We start from the raw sequence: 24,626 nt of genomic DNA, 5'->3' as shown, positions 1-24,626 counted from the left end.
AGTGAGGCAGCAGTGAGGTGACACTGTTTAGGCCACCGCGACCCTGCGGGTGAAGCGGTTCTCGGAGACGAACGGCAGGTAGGACACGCGCAGGCGCAGGTTCACGTGCACGTCGTGCTCGCCGGGGGCCAGGCCGCCGGGCCGCAGGACGGTGATGGTCGCGAAGGTGCGCAGCTCCCAGCGCACGTCCGAGACGTCGGCTAGCTCGGCGAAGGTGCGGGTCACGCCGTCGTAGGTGAAGCGCAGGTCCTCCGCGGGCACCGCCTCGCCGTCGACGACGACGTCGGGCGTCTCGATCATGGACAGTCCCAGGCCGCGGTAGTAGGGGATGTGGGCCTCGAAGGAGAAGCCCACCGCCTCGCCGTCGGGGCCGGTGACGTTGCGGACGCTTCCCTCGCGAATGATCATCTCGTCGAACATGTCAGTTCTCCTTCCCGATCAGTGCCTTGAGCATGTTCTGGTGGGCGGCGACCTGCGTGACGGAGTCGACGGGCTCGGCGTCCTCGATGTGGCGGTTTCCCTCGTACTCGCTGGAGAGGTAGCCGTCGTAGCCGATCTCTTCCAGGACGGGGACGATCTCGTGGTAGGGGATGGAGTACTCGTGCCAGTAGTCGAAGCCCTCCACCTGGTGCATCTCGTAGAACTTGGCGTGGATGTGCTTGATGAACTCGGCGTGGTCGCGCAGGCAGTCCACGGGCTGGGCGATCATGTGGATGCCATTGCGGGCCAGGCCCAGGGTGACGCCGTCGACTCCCTGCCGCTCCAGGCGGTCGAAGAGGGCCTGGGTGTCGCCGTGGGAGTTGTAGGTGTTCACGATCTCGTGGGCCAGCTCCGGGTCGGCGCCGTCGCGCAGGGCCCGGTCGACGACGACGCGCGGCAGCTTGTGGACGAAGATGCCCATGTCCGGTACGCAGCCGACGACGTCGGAGCCCACGCGCGCGGCGACCTCCAGGTGCCGCTTGATCCAGTCGTCCTCGAAGGAGTATGGCGAGTGGACCTCCACGCCCATCCACACGCCGTGGTCGCGCGCATAGGGGGCCGCGGACTCGACGACCTCGGGCGGGGTGTTGACGATGATGCGGATGCCCTTGGCGCCGAGCTTGGCGGTGTGCCGGATGTCCCGCTTGAGGGAGTCGACCATTTCGGAGTGGTTGAGCAGGCGGCCGCGGTAGCGCTTGGTGTCCAGGAACATGTCGTGGACGGTCGGCGTGGTGCCGTACTTCGCCATGAGGTCCTGCCACCAGGAGTAGAAGGAGTCCGGCAGATCCGCCTGCCCGGGGAAGGGGAAACCGGGGATCATCTGCTCGCCGAGGGTCTCGATCCCCAGCGCACCCTCCTTGGCGGCTGCGGCGACGCAATCCTCGAGGTCCATGGTGCCGTGAACGTATTCGTGCTGATATGAGTACAGACTGACTCCGCGTTTGATTTGCGAGGTCATTGATGCGCTCCTCTCTGAGTGCGGTTTGCAGGTTGGTGCGGCCGGGAACCGGCCGCGGTGCGGTTCGGCCCCGGCCCCGCGGTGGGGACCGGGGCCGAACCTGTTGCTGTCCGTCAGGCTGCGCCCGAGGGCGCGGCCGGGACGGTGCGGCGGGTATTGATGGATTAGGACTGCGGCAGGGGCGACGCCGTCGGGCCGGGCGGGCGACGCCGTCGGGCCGGGCGGGCGACGCCGTCGGGCCGGGCGAGCGACGCCGTCGGGCCGTCAGTCGAAGTAGACGGGCTTGCCGCCCTGGGCCGCGGACTTGTAGATGCCGTCGAGGATCTCGGTGACGACGACGGCCTGGTCGGCGGTCACGTAGGGCTCGGTGTCATTCAGGATGGCGTCGAGCCACAGGCCGGCCTCCAGGCCGCCCATGTAGGAGAAGCCGGTCTGGGCGCCGCCGGCGGCACCGGCGGAGAAGTAGGCACCGCCCTCACCGAAGCCGGTGTTGACCTGCTTGCCGCCCTCGATGGAGTTGACGTCGACGACCAGGTTGGCCGAGCCGGCCGGGTCCTGGATGGTCTCGGCGCCGGCCTCGGTGCCCATGATGGTGATGCAGCCCTCGCGGGCGGCCTTGATGTTCAGGGCCCAGGAGGCCTCGACGAACAGGGAGGCGCCGTTCTTGAAGGTGACGAAGCCGAAGGCGGAGTCCTCAACCTCGTAGGTGGCCGGGTCCCATTCGCCGCCGATGTTGCCGGCGGGCTTGTCGGCCAGCTTGTAGTTGACCACGCCGGTGACGGAGGCGACCTCGTAGTTGTTCATCAGCCACAGGGCGACGTCGATGGAGTGGCCGCCCAGGTCGATGAGGGGGCCGCCGCCCTGCTTGGTCTTGTCGGTGAACACGCCCCAGATCGGCACGCCGCGGCGGCGGGTGGCGTGGGCCTTGGCGGCGTAGATCTCGCCGAACTTGCCCTCGTCGGCCAGGGCCTTGAGGAACTGGTACTCCTCGCGCTGGCGGTACTGGAAGCCGACGGTGAGCTTCTTGCCGGTGCGCTTGGCTGTGTCGCGCATCTTGCGGGCGTCCTCGCCGGTGACGGCCATGGGCTTCTCCACCATGACGTGCTTGCCGGCCTCCAGGGCGGCGCAGGTGATCTCGCAGTGGTTCGCGTTCCAGGTGCACACGTGGATGACGTCGATGGAGTCGTCGTTCACGAGGTCCTTGTAATCGGTGGTGGTGTAGGCGTCCTCGTTGCCCCACTGGGCCTTGCCGGCCTCGGCGCGCTCAATGTCGAAGTCGCAGAAGGCGACGATCTCGCACTTGTCCTTGTGCTGCGCCAGGCCCACCAGGTGCTTCTGGGTTCCGATGAATCCCAGGCCCACGATGCCGATGCGAAGCTTCTTGCTCATGTCTGAACTCCTGTGTTCGGGTTGAGCCCGCCGGCGGTGGCTGGGCCCGGCAGGATGCGTTCCCGCCTCACAGGATCGATTCAACTCGGCAAGCGTGGCCGAACCCAAGGCCAACCGCACAGGCTTACGCCCTGTGCGTGCATAAGTGACGGACGACGTCGGACCGGTGTCCTGGGACGCGCCGTGGTGGCGGTCTGGGGAGGGTTCGGTTCCGGCGTGGTGTGTGGGTGGTGTGTGGGTGGTGGTGTCAGTGTCCTTGTTGGGTTTCGGCTTGGTCGGTGAGGTAGGTGAGGGTGCGTACGAGGTCGTAGGGGGTGGTGGTGTTGGTGGTGGTGATGGTTCCGGTGATGGGGGTGGTGGTGCCTCCGGCGGGGGTGTAGGTGGCTTTCCAGGTGGTGGTCAGGGTGGTGTTACGTCTTGGGCGGTGTGGGTGTAGCGTGGGTGACGGTCTGGTTGGGCCACGGGGCTCCGGGGGTGGTGGTTGTGGTGGTGGTGCCGTCGCCCCAGTCCCAGGTGTAGCTGGTGGGGGTGGCGTGGATGGTTACCGGGGTGCCGGCGACGGTGGTGGTCAGTACCTGGGTGTCGGGGCTGGTGTAGACGATGAAGTCCTTGCTGATCAGGACCTGGTCGCCCGGGGGCTGGCGGTGATGCCCGAGCCGTCGGCCAGGAGGGTGGCGGCGTCGGTGGCGGTGACGTGACTACTACTGTGCCTCCGGCGGTGCTGGGGGGCGTCCAGGCACTTTAGCCAGATGGGGCGTACGCCGCTGGGGAGGAGATGGTGCCGTAGGGGCACTGGGGGTGGGTGGCCCGTACTTGTAGCGCACGCCCTCGGCGCTTGGCTGCTGCGCGCCTCCGGGGTAGCCGCCCCCGGGGACCGGCGCGCCCGGAACCGACTCCACCACCTCTTGCGACCGCCCACCAGAAACAGTCACAGAATTACCATGCGCGCCAGCTTTGACGTCACTCAGCGGGGGCTCGTCGGCATTCACGCTCGGGGCGACAAACCAGATAAGTAGTAGCAATGCCGAGGCCCAGGCAGTCCTGCGCATTGTGCAAACCAGCCTCATTCTGAGTCATCCTCTTCCTCAAGCTGAACTGCTTCTACTTTCCAGCCGTCGGTCCAATATGCCTGCAACAGAAAAACGCCGCGAGACTCTTCGACTGTTCTTGGGGGATTGTTGTTTCCCGGATGTTCGGTGTGGGCATGTGAGGTGACGTCTGCTCGTACGACGTAGCGGTTGGGGTCCTCCTGGTCGGTCCACCACTCCAGCGGCGTGATCTCCTGCTCCCAGGGATCGGCCCAGCCGCCCGAATCGTGTAGTTCTTTGACATTGTCGGATACGGTTACGCAATAGGAACAGTTGTCCTCGCTCATGTTCTTCCAGGCGTCCAGGTCGCCTGTCGCGAATACGTACGGGAACAGCTCGAAGAAGTATGTGGCTGCGTCGGCTGCGCCGGTGGGGGTGAACTCCGGGGTGTAGGGGTCCGGGGGCTCCATGGCCAGGGCGGTGGCCCTGGCCTCGGCCTGCTCGGGCGGGAGCGTGGGCGTGGCGCTGGCGGTGGGCGAGGGGGTCCAGGCAGGGGTGGGCAGGCCACTCGCCCCGCTGTCGTGCGAGCAGCCGGCCCCGAGGAGAACCAGGCCGAGCGCGGCGGCGAGCCGGGCCAGGGAAACAGTGGACAGTGGTCTGCGGCGCCGGCGGGATGAGCGGGTTGCGGGAGTAGCGGACATGAGAGGGCGGCCTCCTCAGTGAGGACCCGGATGGGACTAGCTGGGATGCCGGCTTGTCACCGACGCCCGCAACCGTACCGAGACCAGCGCGGTGGCGCCACCCCGGAGTCAGCGCCTGTGGAAAACCCACCACAGAACCGGCGTCTGACCCCTGCACCACCGCCGCCTCACCGCCCTCCCCCGGCTAGCTCAGTCCTACGATCACCCCGGAAACGACCTGGCCTGTCAAGCCGCGAGGCCGACGGCGCCGAGGCCTGCCGGGGTCCGCGCGGACACCCCGCCCCAGGAGCACGTCTTGCCAGCGAGCCATCAAGGATGTATAAATGGCCCGTGCTGTCCTCATCCTCAATGCCTCCAGTGTCGTTGCTTCATGTCAAACGGCACCAGAGTGACGTGCGCATTGCAGCCACGCGGGGGCGAGAGCAGTTGAGTCCACGACGAAAGCTCAGTTGAGCCGTCCCTAGCTCCGGCACGGGTGGTGCCCGCACCTCGCGGCATTGCGCGCGAATGGCTGGCTGCTCTTGAAAAGCAGGACCTCAGGGCGTTCCGGGTTCCGCGGGTAACTGCCGTTCCAGGAATGGCGGTGAGCGCTCGCGCTACGGCTCCGGGTAGCCCGCAGGCCCTCCCTTTCGCAAGGGTCTCGCGGCCGGGACTGTGACGTCAATCAGCCCCGTAGGAGCGTTAGGAGCCGCGGTACGGACCCGCGCTACGCACACCGGCGTCGTCGGGCCTGCTCCCCGCCAAAAAACGCCAGGGCGCTAAGCCCACGACTCCCCCGCGGCAGCTCGACCCGGTGGCCTGGCCCAGTCGCCGTCGGACCGCAGACCACTCCGACTGTGAGGGAGCATGAGCGCACGCGTGCTGGCAAACGACTGCGAACGAGTCGACGGATAACGGAAAGCTGAAACGAGGTACTGACAGGAAGGAGAATAAGAAAATGCGTCGGTTACTGCTGATGAGAGGGGCGCCCGGGAGTGGCAAGACCACCTGGATACGTCGCCATGGGCTGGAGAACCTAGTGGTCTCTGCCGACCAGTTTCGTGAACTCGTGTACCCGCGCGCCATGACCCTGGACGGCGCCACCTCGCTGCTGGGCGGCGCGGAAAAGATGATCTGGCGGATGGTGTTCGACGCCGCCGAGGCGCGCATGGGCCGCGGAGCCACTGTCGTCGTCGACTCCACCAATCTCACCCCCAAGGAGCAGAACCAGTGGCGTGAGCTGGCGATGCGCTACCACTACCGGGTGGGCCTGGTGGACTGCCAGGAGGGCATCAGCGACGCCGAACTGCGTCGGCGAAACATCACCCGTGGTCCCGACAGGCTGGACGAGGCCGCCCTGGAGCGTATGCTCCAGCGCGCCCAGGCCAATGCCGTGGTGGGGTCCGTAGAGAGGATCAGCCCCACCGACCCGGCCGCTGTGGCCAGGTTCTTCTCCTACGCGGACACCGTGGCAGACGTGGCCGCCGGTGCGTCTGACGAACCGCTTGCCGGCGCGCCAGGGGCCGACGCCGACGCAGCGCCTGTCGCCGCACCCTGTGCGGATGGCACGGCCTCGCCGATCGACGACGCCCCGTCGATCGACGGCGCCCCTGCCGCTGGCACCTCCGCGGCCGCAGCCACCGGCACCAGCCTGTTCTCCGCCGAGGACGTCATGCTCACCACCCAGGGCGTGACGGTCATCGGTGACGTCCAGTCGTGCTCCCATGCACTGTCCCAGGCGCTGGCCGACACCCCCGACGGTGACGTGATCGTGTTCGCAGGTGACCTATTCGATCGCGGGCCCGACGCGCTGGGCGTATTCGAACAGGTGCGTGCCCTTGATCCCACCCGCGTGGTGCTGATCCAGGGAAACCACGAGCTGCGAATGCTGCAGCTCATCCGCCGTATCGGTCGGCCGTCCGAACAGACCAGCACGAGCCGTGACCAGATCAGGACCCGCTACAGCGACCGCGACATCCTGGGCCTGCTGCGGCGTACTGTGCCGCTGTGTACCTTCCAGGTCCACGGCTGTGACACCGTGTGCGTGGTTACTCACGGGGGCGTCACTCAGGCGGCGCTGGAGCGTGCCCTGGCCGGGCGGCAGTCGGGCTGCGGCCTGGCGCACCTGGTTGACCACGAGTTCATGTACGGCACCTCCCGGCGTGCCCTGACCTACTCGGGGCGCTCCACCTATGACCACGTCGACGAGCTCCTGGTCCTGGACGACGGGCAGGTGGTCCAGCTCCACGGTCACCGCAACGGTACGCATCACAGCCACCCCGCCCCTGCCGACGCCGTGGCGGGCGTCTACAACCTGGAGAACCAGGTGGAGGATGGCGGCGCGCTGCGCGTGGCCCGCCTGCGGGCCGGTAAGGGTGGCGCCCTGGAGGTCCGTGTCCAGGAGTACCGCGACGACGGGGGCGCCTGCGACGTTGCCGACTCCGGCTCCGACGTCGTCGCCCGCCTGGACGCCCACCCGGATATCCGTCGACGCGAGGGACCTGACGGGGTGGTGTCCTACATGTTCACCCGGCGAGCCTTCTTCAAGGGCAACTGGGATGAGCTGACCACCACCGCCCGCGGGCTGTTCGTGCGCGATGGGAAGGTCGTGGGCCGCGGGTTCGACAAGTTCTTCAACGTCGGTGAGCGCGGCACCACCCTGGACGAACTCACCTACCCCGTGACCCTGACCCGCAAGGTCAACGGGTTCCTCGGCATCATGTTCGCCCTGGACGGAGATCTTCACGTGTGGACCAAGGCCGGGGACACCGGCCACGGTCAGGCCGCAGCCCAGGCGGTGGAGCGGGCAGTAGCCGGTGAGGCGCGCCGACTACTCATGAGCTTCCTGTCCGACCACGACGTGTCAGTGGCCCTCGAGGTCACGCTGCCCTGCGACCCCCACCTCGTGGACGAGTCACACCGTCCCGAGGTCACGGCCCTAGCTGTCATTGACAACAGCTTCGCCTTCCGCCGTCGCGACGAGCTGTTGGCTGAGCTGGCCGGGCTCGGCCTGGCATGCGTGGAGGTGCTGGCCACTGTGGGGTCCCGCGTCGAGCTGGACCGGGTGCTCCACGACGATGCGCTGGCAAGCCAGGACCGTCCCGTGGAAGGCGTGGTGCTCACTGACGCCCGTCAGCACATGGTCAAGGTCAAGTACGACCAGTACCGCACCCGCCGTCGGCTGCGCAGCGCGCTGGAGCGGATCTACGCCGGAGCGCAGACCGGCCTGCCCGATGAGTTCGCCCACGTGCAGGCCGCGCTCGGCCCGGACCCGCTGGCCGCCATCGCCGAGTATGTGGTGCGCACCCCCGCGGACGGGGTTGGCATCAACGTGCCCGGCCTACTGGACCACCTGGGCATAACCAACGTCTGACGCCGCCCCAGTCTGGGTGCGGGAGTACCCGATCCGCGAGTTGGCTCGCCCGGTATCGGCAGGGAAGAGACGGCCCCGGCGTGCCTGCGACACTGAATATGTCGCGGGCACGCCGGGGCCGCCATTTGGTCCTCCACGAGCACCGCTCTCATCGACTTCCCACCGCCGGCCCGCATCGCGCAGCGCGCCGTCTCCTGTGCCGGCCGGCCCGCCCGGAGGGCACAACCCGGCAGCAGCCGTTATAGCAACCGACCTCGGTACGTAAGATCTACCGACCTCGGTACGTAAGATCAACCGACCTCGGTACGTAAGATCTACCGACCTCGGTACGTAAGATCTACCGACCTCGGTACGTAAGATCTACCGACCTCGGTACGTAAGATCTACCGACCTCGGTACGTAAGATCTACCGACCTCGGCGAAGGGGGTAGTGGAGGTGGACGGGGCCGAGGAGGCCGTGGGGGCTGCTTGGGTGCTCGACCGCCCAGGGGCCGGTCATGTAGGCGTCGGCCGCGAGGGTGGCGTTGCGCAGCGTCGTGCGCACCTCGATCTCAATGATCGGCTCGCGGCCCGCGGCCACGGCCGCCGCCAGCGCGCCCCCGATCGCGACGGCCGCGTCATCGCGCAGCACCGGCCCGAAGACCCGGTCGCCCACCCGCACCAGGGCGCTTCCGCCCAGCTCCCCGAGCGTCAGCACCGCATCCGCGAGCGCAGCCCGGCCAGCGTCGGCGCCACTACCGACTTCCACGCGCGCCCGGTACACGCCGGTTCCAGAGATGTCCTTCAGCACCGCGATGTCGCGCCAGTCGCCGGGTCCCTGCCCGGGCAGGACGATGGTGCGGGGCCCGGCGGGCTCCTCACTTATGACGGTCAGGCTCCAGTCCGTCAGCACGAACTCCCCGCCGCCGCTTCCGGTTCGCCGCCCGGGCCCGGCCGCACCCGCACCGACGACGGCCCCGGCAACGGCACAGGCCCCGCCCGCCCCCGCAACTTCACCGGTACCCGGCCCGGGCTGCGCGGATACCAATCGCAGCATCGCCAAGCCGAGCGGCTCCAGGCAGGCCTCCACCCGCGTGCACCCGGCGGCCGCCTCGGCACCCACCGGTGTGATCTCGCCGGTGTCCAGGTCCAACACCTCCATGCGCCCGGTCCCCTCGATCTCCAGCGGCAGCGCCACCGCCTGCGCGGCGGGGTTGTAGACGAGCACGTAGCGGCCCTCGGCGGCGTCACGCACCTGGGTCAGTAGCACCGGCCCGTTCCAGGCCACGCGAGGCCGCACCCCGAGTGCCACGAGCGCCCCGGGCACCTGCGCCCAGGCGTCCACCCGCTGCACGCGCGGCCCCGCGAGCACGGAGCGACCGCCTCACGCACCGCCGCGTCGGCGTCGGCGCCACCCCAGCCGGCATCCCCGGTGGGCGGCCGACCAACGAGCACAATCGCCAGTCCCGCCGCGGCGGCGCGCGCCAGCGCGCGGGCCGCATCCAACGGGATCGCGCCGCCCTGAAGCGCGGCATCCAGTACCAGCGCCCGGTAGGCGGGCCCGCCGGGGAAGAGCACCGTCCCACCGGCTTCCGTGTCACGTCCGACGCCGATCGCGCCCTCCTCGGCCAGACCGACCGGGTCGAGGATCTGCACGTTGTAGCCGGCGCGCTCCAGGGGCTCGGCGTCGATGAGCCGGCCGGGGGCGGTGGCGTCGGCCTCGGCGTTGCCGCGGGCGGCGGTGGTCAGGAAGCCGTCCCGGTAGACGGCCACATCCGCTCGGGGCGTGCCGGTCTCCAGCACGGCGGTGCCGCGCGCCCAGTAGTCGGTCAGGCCCTTCCAGTGCTCCCACTGGGGGAAGTGCCGGTGGTTCCAGGACTCGGAGACCACCGTGCCGAATCGGCCGCGGGTGGGCCAGGGCGCCTCGCCATCCTGGGCGGCGAAGCCGTGCACGAAGGGCTTGGTGATGCCCACCGCCCACTCCTTGTCCAGCATGTGCCGGTAGTCGGCCAGGGAGAAGTCGTAGCACTTGTCCATCTGGGCGCCGAGCTCGGTGGACACGCGCACGGCCCCGCCCTGGTGGGCGCCGGCCACGCAGCTGCGCTGCCAGTCCAGGGCGAAGCGCCAGTTCGGGTGGCCCATACTGATGGGCACACGGTCCCCGGAGTTCAGGGACTCCACCTCCGCGCGCCCGCCGCAGCGCACCAGCTCCCGGAAGGAGCGGACCGGTTCCAGGTTCTGCCCGTAGGCGGCCTGCGCCTTGTGCCGCATGCCGTGCCCGACGGCCCAGTCCTGGATCAGGGCCAGGTGGTCGGTGACGTACAGGTCGGTGACGGTGCGGTCGTAGTCCGCGCGCACGCGCCGCCCCAGCGAGGTCGGGGCGCCGTCGGGGTCGGCGGAGTCGAAGTCGGGACGCGGGGGCGCCTCGGGCACCCAGTACCGGCACTGGCCGTGGGCGATCAGGAGCGGCAGGTAGCGGGTGGGGTCGTAGCCGCGCCGGGCCCGGAAGCGCTCATGCAGGTCGGGGCTCCAGAACAGGCAGTCGGCGTTCAGCTCCAGGGAGTCCTCGAACAGCTCGGTGCCGGTGGCCCCCTCCGCCCCCAGGGCGGCAGCACCCTCCGGCCCGAGCTGGTGCTCGTCCAGGTAGGTCAGGGCGGCGCGGGCGGCGGCACCGTCCAGGAAGCTGGTCACCCCCTGCTCGCTGTCGCGGCTCCAGAAGGCCATGAGCGCCCACTGCGCCGGCCCGGGCTCCCAGTCGACGACGGCGCCGGCCCCCTCCCCGCGCACCTGCCCGGTCAGGTCGGTCAGGGTGGTCTCGTCCAGGAGGGTGGAGTGCTCGGGCGCGATGATCTTGGTCGGCTTGCCCCAGGGGTTGCCGGAGTCCACCACCCGCGGTGGTGTGCCGCGTCGGACCACCCGGGCGGCGACGACGGCGACCAGCCTCCCGCCGCGCGTCAGTTCCGCGTCGTCGAAGGGGGTGGGGACGGGGGTGGTGACCGCGCCGCCACGGCCACCGCCGGGCCCATGAGTCTCGGCGGACTCCTCGGCGCCTGCCCGGCCGGCGTCGCCCCGGATTTCCGCCCGGCCCTCGCCCTCAACCCACCTCACCCCGTACTGGAGCTCCTGGGCGGCGTAGGCGGTGCCGCGGGTGGTGTTGGGGGTCTGCAGCGGCCAGGCGGCGCCGAGCGTCATGGCCACCCCCACCCCCAGCTGCCGGGCCTCGGCCAGGACGGCCGCCAGCGCCTCACGCTGGGCGGCGTCGGCCCAGAAGCCGGGCGAGAAGGCGATCTCCACCTCCCCGAAGCCGGCGGCGGCGATGGCCCGCAGCTCCTCGAGCAGCTCCTCAACCGGAACCGGCTGCTGCCACCACCAGCGGATGCCGGGCCGGTCGGTCATCTCCGGGGTGGCGAAGCGCGCCCGGGTCAGGGCGGCACGGGTGGCGGGTCGGCGCAGGTCGGCGGGCGCGGTCATGGTGTGCTCCTGGCTGTGACGTGCGGCCCTTACAGGGCCCGGTAGCGGAAGTCGGTGATGCGGGCGCTGCCGGGTCCGGCGGCGAAGACGGCGGGCCGCAGCGAGACCAGGTCGTTCGCGGTGTTGGCGTGGTAGCCGGAGCACTCCAGGGTGAGCGGGTAGTGGGTCCACTCCGTGTGCCCGGGGCTGCGGTAGTACATCTGCACGATGTGCTCGCGCTTCTCCAGGGCGAGTTCCAGAGCGCGGGTGCCCTCCGGCAGCGGCTGGCTCCCCCAGGTGCGGGTGCCGCCGGTCCAGGCCTGCAGGCGCCCGGCGGCCAGCTCCAGCCCGAGGAAGAGCCGGTGGTTGAAGAACAGCAGCAGGCCCGCCGTCGGCTCGTCCCCGGTGCCGGCGCCGTCCAGCAGTTCGACGCCCACCTCAACGCGGAAGGAGCGGTCGGGGGCGCGCACGGTCATGGGTGAGGCCGACGCCGGGTCCTGGCCCTTCCCGGCCAGCACCAGGCCCGCCTCGGTGAAGGCGGCGCGGGCGGTCTCGTCGGCACCCGGCCGGTCGAAGGTCCAGCGCCAGCCCCAGGCCGGGGCGTGGAAGTCGTCGGACAGGGCGACGCCGTGGGGGCGCTGCTCGCTGCCGCCACCGGGCAGGGGCAGGGGCGCGGTGAGGTCGCCGCCGCGGGCGACGGGCCAGCCGTCGTCGGTCCAGTCGACCGGTTCCAGCAGGATCTGCCGACCCAGCCCCTGCGCGCCCCGCTCGTAGGCGTGGTAGATGACGTACCACTGCCCGCCGGGTCCCTCCAGCAGGGTGCCGTGGCCCCGGGACCACCAGGGCTGGGCGGCGTCGGTGCAGCGCACCAGCGGGTTGGTGGGCATGTTCTCCCAGGGGCCGTCGATGCTGCGGGAGCGGGCCACGATGACCATGTGCCCGGTGGCCGGGCCGGCGGTGCCGCCGACGGCGGAGACCAGGTAGTGCCAGCCGTCCCGCTGCACGTGCTTGGGGCCCTCCAGGGAGTAGGCCTCCACCACCCAGTCCTCCGGGTAGTGCCAGCCGTCGTAGACGTGCTCCACCTCGCCGACGGTTCCCAGGCCGTCGGGGGTGAGCCGGACCCGGGCGACGCCGTTCAAGAACAGGTAGCGCTCGCCGTCCTCCCCGACGGCGTGCCCGGGGTCGATGTAGCCGCGCAGGCCCAGGTCGATGGGGCCGTGCCAGGTCCCCTCGACGTCGTCGGCCCACATCACCGCGATGGTGGGGGCGTCCACGCGCGACCAGGAGGTGGGCATGAAGGGGATGTACATGTAGTAGCGGCCGGCGTGCTCAACCAGGTCGATGGCGAAGACGCTGCCCCAGGGCTCCGGGCAGGTGGGGCCGACCGGCTCCCAGTCCACCAGGTTCTCCGAGCGCCACAGCACGATGCCGGGGCTGGACTCGAAGGAGGAGTAGGTCAGGTAGTACCGGTCCCCCACCCGCAGGACGGTGGGGTCGGGGTAGTCGCCGCCCATGACGGGGTTGCGGTAGGTGCCGTCGCCGAGGTTGGCGCGGCGCTGGTTCTCGATGCCACGCCCCCAGGCGGGGGCGACGGACGGGATGTCGGTGGTAGTCATTTGGTTACTCCGGTGGTGCGACGGCGGTTGTGTACAGCATTCGGGTGGTCGGGGGAGGTGGGGTGGGGCTCAGCGCAGCACGTCGCCGATGAAGGCGGCGAAGTGGGCGCAGGTGGCCTTGGCGGTGGGCAGGCCGGGCACGGACAGGTGCCCGTGGGTCTCCCCCGGCACGGTGTGCTGCTCCACGTCGGCGCCCGCCTGGGCGAGCTGCTCGGCGAAGCGCTCCCCGGAGGCGCGCAGGTCGTCAGCCTCGCAGTTCTCGATGTAGGTGCGCGGGTAGCCGGCCAGGGACTCGGCGTTCCCGGGCATGGCGTAGTCGAAGTGCTCGACGCCGGTCATCTCGGGTCCGAGGAGCTGCCCGATGAGGTAGTCGTTCTGGGCGACAGCGGCCTCACGGCCGGCCCACAGTAGAGGAGGGAGAGTCGCGAGCACGGCGGCAAGCTCGGCGGATGGCTCCGGCAGCGGGTAGTGCACCAGCGGGTAGGCGAGGAAGACGCCGACGGGGGCCTGCCCGGCGTCGCGCCCGTGCAAGCCGACCGAGGCCGCCAGGCAGGCTCCGGCACTGCCGCCGCCGACGGCCACCCTGGCCGGGTCGGTGGGCAGTCCATGCCCGCCGGCGCGCACCCACTGGTAGGCGGCCCAGCAGTCGTCGTGCGGGACGGGATGGGTGACGCCGTCGACGGCGAGCCGGTAGTCGACGCTGATCACGGGCAGCCCGGTGGCCTCGGCCAGGCGGGCGGCGGTGTGGTCGGCCTCGGGCATGTCCAGGTCGCCGAAGATGAAGGCGCCCCCGTGAATCCAGACGACGGCGCCGCGGCAGCCGGCGGCGTCGGGGGCGGCGAGCCCGTGCGGGGTGTACACGCGCACGGGCACGTCCCCGTGCGGGCCGGGGGCCGCATCGTCCCGGCGGTCCACTTCGGGCAGGTCGACCGGCTCGACCGGCAGGTCGTAGCGGGCCGCCTGGGCCTGATGCTCGGCGGTGAATCCGGGGCCGCGCGGGGGCAGGCCGTCCAGGACGTGAATCCGCTCGCCGTGGACGCCGGCGACGCGGCCGACCTTCTCGGGGCCCGCGGTGACGACGACGGGGTCGTGGATCGAGTTGAAGCGCATGGGTCGTACCTCCTCGTACGTACTTACGGGTGCTTGTGCGCGAGGTCAGTCGGTGACGGTCAGCAGCAGGGGCTCGGCGTCGGGGTCGTCCCCGAGGCGGATCTCGAAATCGCCGGGCTCGACGCGCCAGCCCTCCCCGTCGTCATCCCACAGCGCCAGGTGGCTGCGGTCCAGCCGGAAGGAGACCGCCTGACTGCCGCCGGCGGGAACAGTGACGCGCTGGAAGCCGGCGAGCCTGCGCACGGCGGGGGCGAGCGAGGCGAGCACGTCGCGGGTGAACAGCAGCACCACGTCCTCACCGTCCCGCTCCCCGGTGTTGGCGACCGCGGCCGTGACCTCCACGGTAGCGCCGGCGTCGAGCTCGGCCCGGGAGATGGTGGCGCGACTCAGGGCGGCGTCGCGGTAGGCGAAGCTCGTGTAGGACAGGCCGTGGCCGAGGTGGAAGCGCGGGCCGAGCGGCAGGTCGCGGTACTTGGAGGTGAAGAACTCCTGGAGGTTGGCGGGGCCGTCCAGGCCCATGTCGAAGACGGGCTTGATCATCTCCCCGCCGCGGGTGGCGGGGCGGCCGGTGTTCTCGTGGGCGTCATAGGTGGCGGGGAGCTGCCCGGAGTGGCGGGGGAAGCCGATGGGCAGGCGACCGGAGGGGTTGATGGCGCCGGTCAGGACGTCGGCGATGACCTCCGGGCCGGTGGTGCCCAGGTGCCAGGCGGCCAGGACGGCGCCCGGCTCCTCGATCCAGTCCTCCACGACCAGCGGGCGCCCGGCCACGAGCACCACGGCCAGGGGCGTGCCGGTGGCGGCGACGGCGTGGACGAGGGCGGCCTGGTCGCCGGGCAGGTGCAGGTCGGCGCGGGAGGTGGCCTCGCCGGTGAGCTGGCTGGGTTCGTCCAGGGCGAGGATCACCAGGTCGGCGTCGGCGGCGGCCGCGGCGACGGCGTCGACCTCCTCCCCGGTGACGCCGAGCGGGTCCTGCCCACCCAGCACCGTCAGCTCGGGGGCGGGCGTGCCGGCGTCGGCGGCGCGGGCCTCCAGGGCCGCGGCCAGCGCGTCCGCGAGAGAGCGGGTGGGTGGGGCGGCGAAGTGCTGCACCCAGGCGCCCAGGTGGTCGGTGTGGGTGGCGGCCGGGCCGGCCAGCAGGATGCGGCGGGCGGTGGGGGCGATCGGCAGGGAGCCGTCGTTAGTGAGCAGCACGGGGCACTTCTCGGCGGCGGCGCGGGCGGCGGCCAGGTGCTGCGGGGTGGGGGCGGTGATCTCGGCGGCGGGGTCCACGTAGGGGTTGTCGAACAGGCCGAGGGCCAGCTTGAGGGCCAGAACGCGGCGGACGGCGTCGTCGACGCGGGCCACCAGGGCCGGGTCGTCACCGTCCAGGAGGGCGGGGTGGTCGGGGCGGGCGGCCGGGTCGTGCAGGTGCCCGCCCATTTCGATGTCGAGCCCGGCGAACAGCGACATGCGGGCGGCGTCGCGCAGGTCGGCGGCCACACCGTGGGGGATGAGGTTCTCCACGCCGGAGGCGTCGCCGACGATCGCACCGGTGAAGCCGAGCTCGTCCTTGAGGAGGTCGGTGAGCAGGCGGCGGTTGGCGTGCACAGGGCGGCCGTTCACGGTGTTGAAGGAGGCCATGACGGAGCCGACGCCGGCGTCCACGCAGGCGGCGAAGGGTGGCAGGTACACGGAGTGGAGCCGCTGGTCGGACATGTCCACGGTGTTGTAGTCGCGACCGCCCTCGACGGCGCCGTAGCCGATGAAGTGCTTGGCGGTGGCCACCATGGTGCCGGGCTCGTCCAGGCGCTCGTGCTGGTAGCCCGCAACCATGGCGGCGCCGAGTTCGCCGGTCAGCAGGGGGTCCTCCCCGAAGCCCTCGGCGACGCGGCCCCAGCGCGGGTCGCGGGCGACGTCCACCATGGGCGAGTAGGTCCAGGTGACGCCGCCGGAGCGGGCCTCGACGGCGGAGACGGCGGCGCAGGAGCGGGCGACGGCGGTGGAGAAGGACGCCCCCATGGCCAGCGGGGTGGGGAAGATGGTGCGCTGGCCGTGGATGACGTCCAGGCCGATGAGCAGGGGGATGCCGTGCGGGGTCTCCTCCACCGCGGCGCGCTGGATCGCATTGGCGTCGGCCGCGTTGCCGGGCCAGAACAGGGCGCCGATACCGGCACGCGCCGCCTCCAGGCACTCCTCGGTGGTCATCTTGAAGGTGACCTGTGCCTGCGCCAGCTTCTCCTCCCAGGTGAGGGAGGCGAGGATGGACTCGATGCGCTCGCGCTGGGCGTCGGTGAGTTGGGCGGCGGGGCTCTTCGGGCTGGTGTCGGCGTGGTCGGCGGAGTTGACGGCTGCGGCGGCGTTCATGTGGGGCTCCTCGTTGAGCGGTTCGGCGGTGGATGGGGCGGGCGGCTTTGAGTTGGGTCGGGCGGGCGCAGGAGGGTGCCGGTCCTGGGACCGATCATCCGCCTGCGCCCGCCCGCGGCGTAATCAGATCTCGCCGCGTTCCGCGGCGGCGCGCTCGGCCGCCTCGGCGAGGCGCTCGGCCTCCTCACGGCTGACTCCCTCGGCGAGGGCCTCCGCCCGGGCGGCGCGCTTGACCTCGAGCTCAGCGGAGATCTTGGCCATCGTCTTGGTGTCCAGCTTCCAGAACAGGAGCGGGACAAAGGCGAGGAAGGCCATGATGGCCGGCACCAGGTTGGCGGCGATATTGATGCCCGTGAGCGCGCTGGCGCTCTGCACCTCAAGGGCCCCGTTGTAACCGAACCAGCCCATGATGTACAGGGCGGCGGCGCCACCGATCGCGTTGGCGAACTTGGTGGACAGGGAGACGGTCGCGTAGGAGGTGCCATCGGCGCGGATGCCGGTCTTGTGCTCGTAGTAGTCGACGGCGTCGGGCACCATGGAAAGGGCGATCGGAGAGGCGAAGCCGGACAGGCCGTAAAGGAACTGCAGCGCGAGGAGCACCGTGATGTTGGTCTGCCCAAAGAAGAAGATGAGCAGGAGGATAAGTCCGCCTGAGAGCACCGAGGCCATCATCATGTTGCGCTTGCCCAGCTTGAGGGCGAAGGGCGGCAGGGTGACACTACCGATGATCGTGCCGACTCGGAAGGCGAGCATGACACCGGCCATGAGGAGCGGGTTACCCAGGATCCAGCGGCAGTAGTAGAACATGATGCCGATACGGCCGAAGAGGCCGAACAGCTGGAACAGCAGCGTGAAGAAGACGACCATGAGCTGATCGTTGGTCACGACCGCCTTAACAGTCCGGCTGAAGGGAACCTTCTGCTGCTCGGGGGTCATGGTGATGCGCTCGCGAACGTTGAGACCCGTGATGAGGAAGGCCGGCAAGGCGATAAGCGCGAAGATGAGCATCGTCAGGAAGTAGGAGCGGTTATCGAAGCCGCGATCCTTGGCGGCCTCGGAGGCAACCAGGGAGACCAGGAGGAAGGGGGTGGCCACGTCCAGGATCAGCCCGGCCGCCTGAGAGCCGATGTTACGGACCCAGTTGAGGATGACGCGCTCGCCGGAGTCGGTGGTCATGACGCCGGCCAGTGAGCCGTAGGACATGTTGGCGACGGTGTAGAGGAAGCACAGGAGCACGTAGGCGATGCCCGCCCAGGCGATCTTGGCGCCGTTACCGCCGTGGAACGGCATCCAGAACGCCAGGATCATGCTGATCGACAGCAGCGGGGCACCGAAGATCACGTAGGGACGGAAGCGGCCCCAGCGGCTCTTCGTGCGCTCGGCCACGTAGCCGAAGGCGAGGTCCTGGAAGCCGTCCAGAACACGGGCGACGAGCAGGATGTTCGCCGCCGCCGCCGCTGGGATGAGCGCGATGTCGGTGTAGAAGGTGATGAGGTAGGAGCCGACTGTGGTCCAGATGAATTGGGAGCCGAACTCGGCGAAGCCGTAGGAGATCTTCTCCTTGAGGGGGACCTGGGCCCCCTTCTTGGCGGGTGCCGCAGACTGCGTCGTCATGACGGGCCTTTCTGTGATGCGAAGTGCGGGCTGCTCTGCCCGGAACTCCCGAGGCCAGGGACTGCGACGTCCGCACCTCGTTGCGTTCTGACAGCCAGTCAACGCGCACCCACGACGACCAACAAGTGGAGCAGGCCACACTTTCGCACTCCCCGTGCATAAGGCCAGGTATGCCCCGCCCGCATCGCATACCCCACATCGCCTCCCTCGCAACCCATCGCCCCCGCTCAGGGGACTCTCGCCACCCATGCAGCAAAAGAGTTGGAGCCCAGACGATAATCCGAATGTTTTGCACGTTAGAGGCAAAAGTCGCAGCATTGATGCCCTGATTTCGGTTGACGCGCACCGAAGCGCGGCGGACACTGCCCGTGTGACGCCCCAACGTAGCAGGCATGACGAGCTGCGGCCGCCCAACTCCTCATCGTCCCCGCAGGGGACTCCCACGCGCGCTGCCACGCAGCCCCGCAGCCCCTCCTTCGCCCACGTATCCCAACTGGCCGACCTCGTCGCTGAGGCACGGCAGTATCCCCAGGGAGTCTCCCGCGCCGACCTGTCCGAGACCCTGACGCTGGGCCGGAACGCCGTCGACCGGCGGCTCAAGACCGCCGTCGAGCTCGGGCTGCTCTCCCCCGCCGGCCGGGGCGTGTCCACCGGCGGCCGCGCCCCGGAGATGTGGCGGTTCAATCCGTCCGCGGCCACAATCCTGGCCCTGTCGATCTCCTACCGTTCCAGCACCGCCGCACTGACGGACCTGAACGGCGCAATCATCGATCGGGCCAGCTGGGAGGAGGGCATTCTCAGCGATCCGCAGACGGTCACCCGGCACGCCCTGGAGCACCTCACCGCGCTGCGTGACCGCCACCCCGAGCTTCCACCTACCTGGGGCGTGGGCGCCTGCATCCCGACCACCGTGGACTTCCGCGACGGGAGCCTGATCGCCCCGGCCACGGCCAGGACCGGCGGCGCCTCGGACACCCTCAGCTGGACCGGCTTCCCGCTGCGCAGCCGCCTGGCGCAGGCGCTGGGCCTACCGGTGTGGGTCGACGACGAGGTCAACGTCCTGGCGCTGGCCGCCGCGAAGCGCATCGGCGCCCCCCAGGACCTTCTATATGTCCGCCTCAGCCTGGGGCTCGGCATGGGCATCGTCTCCCGCGGGCAGGTGCACCGGGGCGCCGCCGCGGCCTCCGGGGAGATCGCCCACATCCAGATGACGGGATCGGGGGGACGCGCCTGCCGCTGCGGACGCAAGGGGTGCCTGGAGACGACGCTATCCGGCGGCGCCATGGAGGAGGCGGCCGTCACCGCGCAGGCCCTGAAGCGCTCCTCCTATCTGCGCCGACTCGACGAATCCGGAGGCATCCGCTGCGAACACGTCTTCCGCGGCGCAGCGGAGGGCGACCCCGTATGCATGCGACTGCTGACCGAGGCCGCGGACCGGCTCTCGGTGGTGCTGGCGGTACTGACCACCACCTACAACCCCGGGGAGGTCGTGCTGGGCGGTGGCGTGGCCGAGGCCGGCGGCTTCTTCTCCCGCGCGGTCGGTCAGGCTCTGCGGCGTCGCGTCCTGCCGGCCACCTCCGAGCGCCTGCGCGTACGCATGGGCAACGGCGACGACGCGTTGGCAGGTGCCTGCCGCATGGTCACCGACCGCCTGCTATCCGCTCACGTCATGCACGTCTGGCTCCCCCACGGCTCCCCGGTGGGGGTGCAGGAGCTGGTCACCCACCGCCGTCAGGACGCGTGACCGCCTTTCGCCTACCGCTTCCCGCCCCATTTCATCAAGACCGGAACCAGTGACGCACCGAAACCGTGCGTTGTCACGAGCCAAACCACCCCGACCTCGCCAGCTTACTATCATCTTCATGATAGATCGTCGCTGATGAGAGAAGACACCCGTGCCCGTCATCCGCCCGCTCTCGGACCTGCGCAACAAATTCACGGAGATCTCCGCAACCGTCCATGAGGACAATCGCCCGGTCTTCCTGACCCGCAATGGGGTTGGTGACATGGTGGTGATGAGCATCGAGCACTACGAGGCGCTCGCGCTCAACCGGGAGATCACCGAGGCGCTGGCCGCGGCGGAAGTCGAGATGGAGACAACCACGGAGCGTTTCACCTCGGAGGAAGTGCTCGCGTGCGCACTCGCCGCGATCGACAACGCCGACGAATCCAGACAGGCCAGCACGTCGCACCCCATCGAAACAGAAGCATGAGTGCGTAGCTGACACCACCGTTCGTCACGCCCGCATTTGGTCCTGTTGTGTAAGTGCTTGGGTGGCGGTGCGCGGTTGGGTGTCTGTGTACGTGGCCGTTGAGCCTGTCGGTTGGACCGCTGTTCCCCCGTTGGACCCCTGTTCCCCGGTTGGACCGCCGTAGCCGCTGGTTACAGCGGTCCAACGGGGCGTGAGCGGTCCAACGGGGCGTGAGCGGTCCAACCGGGGCGTGAGCGGTCCAACCGGGGCGTGGGCGGTCCAACCGGGGCGGTACAAGACCCACTCGCCCCCTTCGACTGTCGGCAACCAGGCCCCCGACACCGCGAGAACGCCCTACGCGCCTGACTGCGCACACCAATCCTCGCTAAGCACACAACCGGCCCGCCCACAGGCACCCACGTCGACAACCCGGCTCCGGGACGACGCTCCCAACAGCGCCAGCGTGCTCACGAAGGCGACTCCGCGTCCCCCACGGGCGCACGCAGCCCACTCAAATAGGGCGTGTTATGTAAGTCGTTTGAGCCAGTGGCCGATGCTGGCGATGTGGGTGGTGGCTTGGTAGCGGACGGCGAGTTTGTCGTGCCTGGTGGCCATGGCCCGGTTCTGCTTGAGTTGGCCGAAGCAGCGTTCCACAGCGTTGCGGTCCTTGTACGCCGTAGGGTCGAAGGCGGGAGGGCGCCCGCCTCGGGATCCCTTGGCGCGGCGGTTTTCGGCCTGGTCTGCCTTGACGGGGATGGTCGCTGCGATGTGGTGGGCGCGCAACCAGTCACGATTCGCGCGTGAGGAGTAGGCCCTGTCGGCCAGCATCATCTGCGGGCGCGTGCGGGGCCGCCCACCGGCAGGGCGCTGGACACATATCTTGTCTAGGACGGGGATCATCATCGGGCAGTCGGCCGCCTGACCGGCAGTCAGGAGACGTGTCAGGACCCCGCAGGCGGCATCGGCGGCGGCGTGGACCTTGGTCGACCACCCGCCCCGGGAGGTCCCCAGGACGTGGTCCTCAGGCTCCCCCGTCCACCGGTTGGGGACTGTCCTTCACGCCCTAGCTGTCGACGGTGGTGAAGACGGCGCGTCGCCGTTCTCAGCGCCGCAGCACGCGCACCCGCACGGCAGCCAGGCGGTCCAGCGGCAGCAGGTTCAGGCGCTCGTCGCCGTTGAGGTTGCGACCACTCACCCACTCCCCCGCCTCGTAGCGGCCCTCGACGGCGTCGTCGATCTCCACGATCTCGCCCGGGGCACCGGCCGCCTCCAGCATGAGTCCCTGGCCGATCACCAGCACCTCGTCCTCTCCCAGGTCGATCAGCACGCCCATGGCGCGCGTGTCCGCCGGGGCGGGCATGAGCGCCTCCTCCAGGTTCTCCTGCTCGCCGCGGGCCTGCGTGCGCACCTGTACGCCGGCATCGAGGAAGATTCTGCTCAGCACGTCGGCGGCGCCGCGCATGGTCCAGGTCAGGCCGCCCAGCTCGACGACGGCGGTCTCATCCGCCTCCAGCAGCACCGGCCGGATACGGCCGTCGCGCTGCGCCGCCACGATCACGTCCTCCGCCCCGGTGAGCAGGTGGTAGGCGGCGGCGAACTGTCCGTCGGGGCGCAGGTCGTCCACCCCGAAGACGTTGAAGCCGACCGCCCCCGAGCCGACGGCCCAGAAGACGTTGCCGACGGCCACCCGCGACTCGGGCACCAGCAGCGCGTTGTCCTCCCGCACGTATCCGGCCACGGCGCCCTTGACGTCGTCGACGTAGATGTCGGGGCCGAGCAGGGCGAGCGTCGGCGCCGCCGCCTTCCACACGTCCACGACGCCGGCCACGGGCCCACCGCTGGGGTACTGGCCCGGCAGCTCCTGCCCCGGCTGGGGGCCCAGCCAGGCGTTGGCGTAGTAGGCGACGTCCAGGTGCTCGGCCGCGGCGGCGGCCAGCGCCTCGCAGTAGGAGGCGAAGCCCCAGGCCATGAAGACCTCGTCGGCGCCCGGACCGGCTCCGAACACCTGGGTCCACGTGCCCGAGGCGGGCGCTCCCTGCTCGCGCCACAGCCGCGAGGCGGTGCCGGTGGCCTCGGGGTGCGCGGCGAGCCAGTCCAGCAGCGCCGTCGGCACCGGGGCGGACCAGGCGGCCTCGGCGTCGGCCGCATGATCGCGGGAGGCGCCCAGCAGGCCGGTCTCGTTCTCCACCTGCACCATGACCACGGTGCCGTCGGCGTCCACTTCGGCGATGTGGCGGGCCAGGGCGGTGAAGGCGCGCCGGTCGGCCTCCAGCAAAGCGGGAGAGAACACCGACAGCACGGGGGTGCCCGGTCGGGTGAAGGCACCGGTGGCGCCGTCGGCGCCGGCCTCCGCACGCGGGAAGCGCCCGGCGTCGGCACGCACCCAGCGGGGCGCGTAGGTGGAGGCGGCGTTCTTGAACGCCCCGAACCACAGCAGGGTCAGCGCCAGGCCGCGCTCGCGCGCCAGGCCGATCAGCGCGTCCACGCCCGTGAAGTCGAAGTCGCCCTCGCGGGGCTCCACCAGGTGCCAGCTGGCGGTGGCGGTGACGGCGTTCCCGCCGAGCTCAACCACCCGGTCGAAGGCGACGCGGGCGAGCTCGATGTCGGAGCTGGTGGAGTTGTGCAGTTGCCCGCCCACCAGCAGCCGGGGGTGTCCCCCGACCACCAGGTGGCGGCTGTCGATACGGTTCATGGGAACGTCTCCTTCGGCTTTCGGAATGGTCGGGGCTGTGGCGGTTGTGGGCGGTTGCGGAACCGGTGTCCGACGACGGCGGTCCGGTGGCGAGGAGCCAACCGGGCCGCCGTCGTCGGGATGTGCCTGAGGTGGCCTCAGACGGTGACCGTGCGCTTCATCTCGCCGGAGAAGGGCACGGGAATGTAGGCCACGCGCGCCGAGACCCGCAGCAGTACCTCGTGCTCGCCGGGGGCGAGCCCGCCCTCGCGCAGCACGCGCACGGTGGCCTCGTCGGCGTACTCCCAGCGGAAGAAGGTGACCGTCTCCATCTCCTCCAGGGTGAACCAGTGCTCGCCGTCGTCGGCGGTGAAGCGGATGTCCTCGCGGGGCACGGCCTCGCCATCCACCTCGACCTCGACGTCGTGCACCATGGACAGCGGAATGCCCCGGTAGTAGGGGATGCGGGTACGCATCTGGAAGCCGGCGGTCTTGCCGTCCTCCACGACGTTGGCCAGAGAGTTCTCAGTGAAAATGTATCCGTCGAACATGAGTGCTGCTCACTTTCCGTCGTTCTGGGCGGCGTCGGCGCCGTCGTCCTTGCCGTCGCTTATGTGCCGTTCCATGAGCTCCTGGTGACGGCGCACCTGCTCGAGGTCGGCGATGGGCTCGCCCGGCAGTACGAAGCGCTGCCCCTCGTACTCGGAGCACACGTAGCCGTCGAAGCCCAGCTGGTTCAGCCGGGTGAAGATGCGGCCGTAGTCGATGGAGTACTCCTCGCCCTCATCGGTGACCTCCCAGAACTTGCCGTGGAAGGACTTGATGTAGGGCAGGTACTCGTCCAGGGTGTCCAGCGGGGTGTTCTCATACCCGGTGGACATCATGGCGTAGAAGCGGTCCTGGAAGGTGCGGAAGTGCCGGGTCAGCTCCTCCGGGAACAGGTAGTCGTCCGGGTTTTCCGGGTTGCGGGGGAAGAACTGGCGCGGGTCGGTACCGCGGGCGAAGATGTCGTCGATGTACTTGATGACGTCCTCGTTGACCCCGAGCGTCTCACGGAAGTAGTTGGTGGACACGCGCGGGTGCCGCTGGCAGTAGATGCCGAAGTCGACCACGAGCCCGACGTGCGGGTTGTCGACCTCCTTCATCTCCTTGATCCAGGCCTCCGTCATCGGGTGGTCGAAGCTCATGCCGGCGTGTACCTCGACCGCCATGGTGATGCCCAGCTTCTCCGCCAGCGGCAGGGTCGGGCGGATGACCGCCGGGTCCGTCTGGGAGACGATGCGCACCAGCGGGAAGCCCAGGCGGTGAGTCAGGCGCAGGTCCGCGCTGAGCAGCTCGACCTGCTCCTCAAGTGTCAGCCAGCGGTTCTTGTACAGGGATGAGTTGATGAAGATGTCGTTGGAGACGCGCTCGAGCGGATGGCGCTCCATGATCGCCTCCCACTCGGTGAGGGTCTCCTCGCTGGCGCGCGCGGCGCCGCGGATCATCTCGTCGGAGAGGATCTCGATGCCCTGCGTCCCCATTTCCTCGACGGCAGCGACGGTGCCCTCGAGCCCGAGGCCGCCGCGTCCGTAGGCGTCCTGCAGTGAGTACAGGGAGACGCCCTTCTTGATAGTCATGTATCCGTCCTCTCTCCGTCCTTGGAGGGTTCCTGGAGGGTCTGAGTTCACGTGCGGCCGGCAGGCGCCGCGGGCGGGATTGCCCGTGGTTGATAGCCGCTACTGTCTCGGGATTCCCCGGATG

General features: G+C 69.9%; 16 protein-coding genes and 1 pseudogene. 3 read left to right on the top strand and 14 right to left on the bottom strand.

The window, feature by feature from the left end; all coding sequences use genetic code 11:
- Positions 1 to 27: 27 nt before the first annotated feature.
- The 4 genes from E4J16_RS02095 to E4J16_RS02075 form a co-directional block, all read right to left on the bottom strand.
- The gene (locus E4J16_RS02095; protein ID WP_136194156.1) at positions 28 to 420 is read right to left on the bottom strand and encodes a C-glycoside deglycosidase beta subunit domain-containing protein; all 393 of its coding nucleotides are present in this window, start codon (positions 418 to 420) and stop codon (positions 28 to 30) included.
- Between the two features lies 1 nt (position 421).
- Entirely contained in the window at positions 422 to 1,438 is a 1,017-nt protein-coding gene (locus E4J16_RS02090; RefSeq protein WP_136313118.1) for a sugar phosphate isomerase/epimerase family protein, read from the bottom strand.
- A gap of 264 nt (positions 1,439 to 1,702) precedes the next feature.
- A complete protein-coding gene (locus tag E4J16_RS02085) occupies positions 1,703 to 2,827 on the bottom strand; it encodes a Gfo/Idh/MocA family protein (RefSeq protein ID WP_136194157.1) in 1,125 nt (374 codons plus the stop codon).
- Positions 2,828 to 3,890: 1,063 nt separating this feature from the next.
- The gene (locus E4J16_RS02075) at positions 3,891 to 4,556 is read right to left on the bottom strand and encodes a DUF6318 family protein (RefSeq protein ID WP_136313116.1); all 666 of its coding nucleotides are present in this window, start codon (positions 4,554 to 4,556) and stop codon (positions 3,891 to 3,893) included.
- A gap of 937 nt (positions 4,557 to 5,493) precedes the next feature.
- On the opposite strand from E4J16_RS02075, the gene E4J16_RS02070 reads away from it, so the two are divergent.
- Positions 5,494 to 7,908, top strand: a complete 2,415-nt coding sequence (locus E4J16_RS02070; RefSeq protein ID WP_136313115.1) for an AAA family ATPase — start codon at positions 5,494 to 5,496, stop codon at positions 7,906 to 7,908.
- Between the two features lie 406 nt (positions 7,909 to 8,314).
- Here E4J16_RS02070 and E4J16_RS02065 read toward each other — a convergent pair whose 3' ends face one another.
- The 6 genes from E4J16_RS02065 to E4J16_RS02040 form a co-directional block, all read right to left on the bottom strand.
- Complete coding sequence (locus E4J16_RS02065) at positions 8,315 to 9,157, bottom strand: hypothetical protein (protein WP_136313114.1); 843 nt, start codon at positions 9,155 to 9,157, stop codon at positions 8,315 to 8,317.
- Positions 9,148 to 11,358 (bottom strand): glycosyl hydrolase, encoded by a 2,211-nt coding sequence (locus tag E4J16_RS02060; RefSeq protein WP_136313113.1) that lies wholly within the window; start codon positions 11,356 to 11,358, stop codon positions 9,148 to 9,150. Before E4J16_RS02060 ends, E4J16_RS02065 begins: the two co-directional genes overlap by 10 nt.
- 29 nt (positions 11,359 to 11,387) lie before the next feature.
- On the bottom strand, positions 11,388 to 12,953 hold the full coding sequence (locus tag E4J16_RS02055) for a family 43 glycosylhydrolase (RefSeq protein WP_136313112.1): 1,566 nt from the start codon (positions 12,951 to 12,953) through the stop codon (positions 11,388 to 11,390).
- Between the two features lie 69 nt (positions 12,954 to 13,022).
- The gene (locus tag E4J16_RS02050) at positions 13,023 to 14,063 is read right to left on the bottom strand and encodes an alpha/beta hydrolase (protein WP_136194256.1); all 1,041 of its coding nucleotides are present in this window, start codon (positions 14,061 to 14,063) and stop codon (positions 13,023 to 13,025) included.
- Positions 14,064 to 14,108: 45 nt separating this feature from the next.
- Positions 14,109 to 16,406, bottom strand: coding sequence for a glycoside hydrolase family 3 N-terminal domain-containing protein (locus tag E4J16_RS15910; protein WP_136313111.1), 2,298 nt, complete (start codon positions 16,404 to 16,406; stop codon positions 14,109 to 14,111).
- A 123-nt stretch (positions 16,407 to 16,529) separates the two neighbouring features.
- Positions 16,530 to 18,020, bottom strand: coding sequence for an MFS transporter (locus E4J16_RS02040; protein ID WP_168709440.1), 1,491 nt, complete (start codon positions 18,018 to 18,020; stop codon positions 16,530 to 16,532).
- Between the two features lie 370 nt (positions 18,021 to 18,390).
- On the opposite strand from E4J16_RS02040, the gene E4J16_RS02035 reads away from it, so the two are divergent.
- Positions 18,391 to 19,764 (top strand): ROK family protein, encoded by a 1,374-nt coding sequence (locus tag E4J16_RS02035; RefSeq protein WP_168709439.1) that lies wholly within the window; start codon positions 18,391 to 18,393, stop codon positions 19,762 to 19,764.
- A 151-nt stretch (positions 19,765 to 19,915) separates the two neighbouring features.
- Complete coding sequence (locus tag E4J16_RS02030; protein ID WP_136194252.1) at positions 19,916 to 20,233, top strand: type II toxin-antitoxin system Phd/YefM family antitoxin; 318 nt, start codon at positions 19,916 to 19,918, stop codon at positions 20,231 to 20,233.
- A 504-nt stretch (positions 20,234 to 20,737) separates the two neighbouring features.
- Here the strand turns inward: E4J16_RS02030 and E4J16_RS02025 are convergent.
- The 4 genes and pseudogenes from E4J16_RS02025 to E4J16_RS02010 form a co-directional block, all read right to left on the bottom strand.
- Positions 20,738 to 21,235 (bottom strand): annotated as a pseudogene (locus tag E4J16_RS02025) (IS5 family transposase); the annotation flags it as partial.
- Positions 21,236 to 21,314: 79 nt separating this feature from the next.
- On the bottom strand, positions 21,315 to 22,904 hold the full coding sequence (locus E4J16_RS02020) for a DUF5597 domain-containing protein (RefSeq protein ID WP_136313107.1): 1,590 nt from the start codon (positions 22,902 to 22,904) through the stop codon (positions 21,315 to 21,317).
- Positions 22,905 to 23,041: 137 nt separating this feature from the next.
- Complete coding sequence (locus E4J16_RS02015) at positions 23,042 to 23,434, bottom strand: C-glycoside deglycosidase beta subunit domain-containing protein (protein ID WP_136194249.1); 393 nt, start codon at positions 23,432 to 23,434, stop codon at positions 23,042 to 23,044.
- Between the two features lie 9 nt (positions 23,435 to 23,443).
- On the bottom strand, positions 23,444 to 24,502 hold the full coding sequence (locus tag E4J16_RS02010) for a sugar phosphate isomerase/epimerase family protein (protein WP_136313106.1): 1,059 nt from the start codon (positions 24,500 to 24,502) through the stop codon (positions 23,444 to 23,446).
- Positions 24,503 to 24,626: the final 124 nt, after the last annotated feature.

The sequence above is a fragment of the Actinomyces procaprae genome (assembly GCF_004798665.1).
Classification (GTDB): Bacteria; Actinomycetota; Actinomycetes; order Actinomycetales; family Actinomycetaceae; genus Actinomyces; species Actinomyces procaprae.
The sequence above is the reverse complement of the archived record's forward strand: the minus strand, read 5'-3'. Positions and strand labels throughout refer to the sequence as shown.

Bases quoted from the DNA above. Each gene is read 5' to 3' on its own strand.
- E4J16_RS02050 (WP_136194256.1), bottom strand. From the start codon at position 14,063: ATGCGCTTCAACTCGATCCACGACCCCGTCGTCGTCACCGCGGGCCCC.
- E4J16_RS02020 (WP_136313107.1), bottom strand. From the start codon at position 22,904: ATGAACCGTATCGACAGCCGCCACCTGGTGGTCGGGGGACACCCCCGG.
- E4J16_RS02040 (WP_168709440.1), bottom strand. From the start codon at position 18,020: ATGACGACGCAGTCTGCGGCACCCGCCAAGAAGGGGGCCCAGGTCCCC.
- E4J16_RS02060 (WP_136313113.1), bottom strand. From the start codon at position 11,358: ATGACCGCGCCCGCCGACCTGCGCCGACCCGCCACCCGTGCCGCCCTG.
- E4J16_RS02010 (WP_136313106.1), bottom strand. From the start codon at position 24,502: ATGACTATCAAGAAGGGCGTCTCCCTGTACTCACTGCAGGACGCCTAC.
- E4J16_RS02085 (WP_136194157.1), bottom strand. From the start codon at position 2,827: ATGAGCAAGAAGCTTCGCATCGGCATCGTGGGCCTGGGATTCATCGGA.
- E4J16_RS02070 (WP_136313115.1), top strand. From the start codon at position 5,494: ATGCGTCGGTTACTGCTGATGAGAGGGGCGCCCGGGAGTGGCAAGACC.
- E4J16_RS02075 (WP_136313116.1), bottom strand. From the start codon at position 4,556: ATGTCCGCTACTCCCGCAACCCGCTCATCCCGCCGGCGCCGCAGACCA.
- E4J16_RS02095 (WP_136194156.1), bottom strand. From the start codon at position 420: ATGTTCGACGAGATGATCATTCGCGAGGGAAGCGTCCGCAACGTCACC.
- E4J16_RS02090 (WP_136313118.1), bottom strand. From the start codon at position 1,438: ATGACCTCGCAAATCAAACGCGGAGTCAGTCTGTACTCATATCAGCAC.
- E4J16_RS02015 (WP_136194249.1), bottom strand. From the start codon at position 23,434: ATGTTCGACGGATACATTTTCACTGAGAACTCTCTGGCCAACGTCGTG.
- E4J16_RS15910 (WP_136313111.1), bottom strand. From the start codon at position 16,406: ATGAACGCCGCCGCAGCCGTCAACTCCGCCGACCACGCCGACACCAGC.
- E4J16_RS02055 (WP_136313112.1), bottom strand. From the start codon at position 12,953: ATGACTACCACCGACATCCCGTCCGTCGCCCCCGCCTGGGGGCGTGGC.